The sequence below is a fragment of the Streptomyces europaeiscabiei genome, assembly GCF_001550375.1.
GTDB classification, from domain to species: Bacteria; Actinomycetota; Actinomycetes; order Streptomycetales; family Streptomycetaceae; genus Streptomyces; species Streptomyces europaeiscabiei.
Genome location: NZ_LRTR01000347.1, coordinates 1 through 1,839, shown reverse-complemented (window position 1 = coordinate 1,839; position 1,839 = coordinate 1). Strand labels below are relative to the sequence as shown.

1 protein-coding gene is annotated in these 1,839 nt (G+C 77.9%); it reads left to right on the top strand.

What is annotated here, in order from left to right:
• Positions 1 to 1,839, top strand: a 1,839-nt coding sequence (locus tag AWZ10_RS16565; RefSeq protein ID WP_159058290.1) for an FHA domain-containing protein, incomplete at both ends; no start/stop codon positions are given.

Below are 1,839 nucleotides of genomic sequence, written 5' to 3'. Positions count from 1 at the left end.
GGTGCGGAGCGGCTGGAGCGCAGCCGGGAGGTGGGCGGCGGGCAGGTCGTGCTGTACGCCGGTGCCGAGCGCCTCGACGCCCAGCGCTGCACTCTGGGCGAGCCACCCCTCATCGACGGCGCCGTGCTCTCCCTGGGCGCCCCCTCCGAATCGGGCCCCGAGGTCGACGAAGCCGCCGCGCAGCTCCACGTCGTGGCCGGCCCCGACGCCGGCGGTGTCCATCTGCTGCACGGCGGCAAGATCCACATCGGCCGCTCCGCCGACGCCGACGTCCCCCTCGACGACCCGGACGTCTCCCGCCTCCACTGCGCGGTCACCCTCGCCGCCGACGGCCGCGTCTCCGTCGTCGACCTCGGCTCCACCAACGGCACCACCCTCGACGGCACCCGGGTGGGCGACCGCCCGGTCCGCCTCGCCCCCGGCGCCCTCCTCCGCATCGGCGAGTCCGCCCTCCGTCTGGCCTCGTCGTCGGGGGCGCGGGGGATAGCGACGGCACCCGACGGGGAGGGCCACGTCCGGGTGACGGCCGGGGTGCGGACACCGGGAGACGGCGGCTTCGGTTCGGCGGGCGGGGGTTCGGGGGCCGGGAGCGGCTCCGGCTCCGGCTCCGGCGGGGTGACGCGGTCGGTCACGGGCGCACCCGGGGCCGACGAGGGGCAAGGTATTGCCGAGCGGCGGACCGTGCCGGGTCAGGGCGGCGTGCCCGGGATCGAGCGGACGGCGAAGGGCCCGGGGTCCGCCACGGACGCCCCGGGGCGGGCGACCGCCTCGGGTACCGGTCAGAACCCCGTGCACGAGGGGGCGACGGACGCGGGCGGGGCAAGGACCCATGGCCGCGTCGGCGACGGCCGCGATGCCCGCGGCAGCCATGATTCCCGCGAGGCCGAGGATTCCCGCAGGTCCGGCGAGCCAGGGCTGCCCACCGGAGCCGGTGGACCGGGCCGCGCCGGTGAGCCCGGTGCTCCCCACGGCCCCGGTGGTGCCGAGGAGCTCGATGGTTCCGGCGGCCCCGGAGGCTCCGGCGGCGCCCGTGGCGCGGGCGGTTCCCGAGACGTCGACGGGCCCGTCGAGTCCGGTACGCGCAAGGGCACTCCCCTTCGGGGCACGGATGTACCGCGCGGGGTGCGTAAGCGGGGCGGGTTCGGGGCCTGGGCCCGGCGGCTGGCCGGGGGGCGGGGGCAGGCGGGGACCGAGTACGACCCGTACGAGTACGACGCGGAGTACGACGAGGCCGAGCGCGGGGCGATGGCCTCGGTGCTCCCGGCCGGCGGGGAACGGCTGCCGGAGACATGGCCGGATCCCGCCGCGCTGCTGCTCACCGCGCTCGGTCCGGGCGCCCGGCTGTGGGAGCGGGGACCGGGCCACCCGGAGGCGCTGACCGTGCGGCTGGGAACGACGGACCGGGCGGCGCCGGACGGATCGGGACTGTTGCCGGCGGTGCCGGTGACCACCGGACTGCGTGAGGTCGGCGCGCTGGGGCTGGCCGGACCGCACCCCCGGCTGATGGGGGTGACCCGCGCGGTCGTGGCACAGCTCGCCGCGCTGCACTCCCCCGACGCCCTGGAACTGGTCCTGATCAGCGCGGACCGCTCCCGCTCCGCCGAGCAACGCACCGCCGACTGGTCCTGGCTCGGCTGGCTCCCCCATCTCCGCCCCGCCCACGGCCAGGACTGCCGCCTTCTCCTCGCCTACGACCGCGAGCAGACGACGGCCCGTCTGGACGAGCTGCTCCGCCGTATGGAGGACCACGCGGCCGACACGGCGGGACACGCACCCGGGAGCACGGCGGGCGCGGGCGGCGGGCGTACGGCGGGCGCCGGGACGATGGGCCACCGGTCC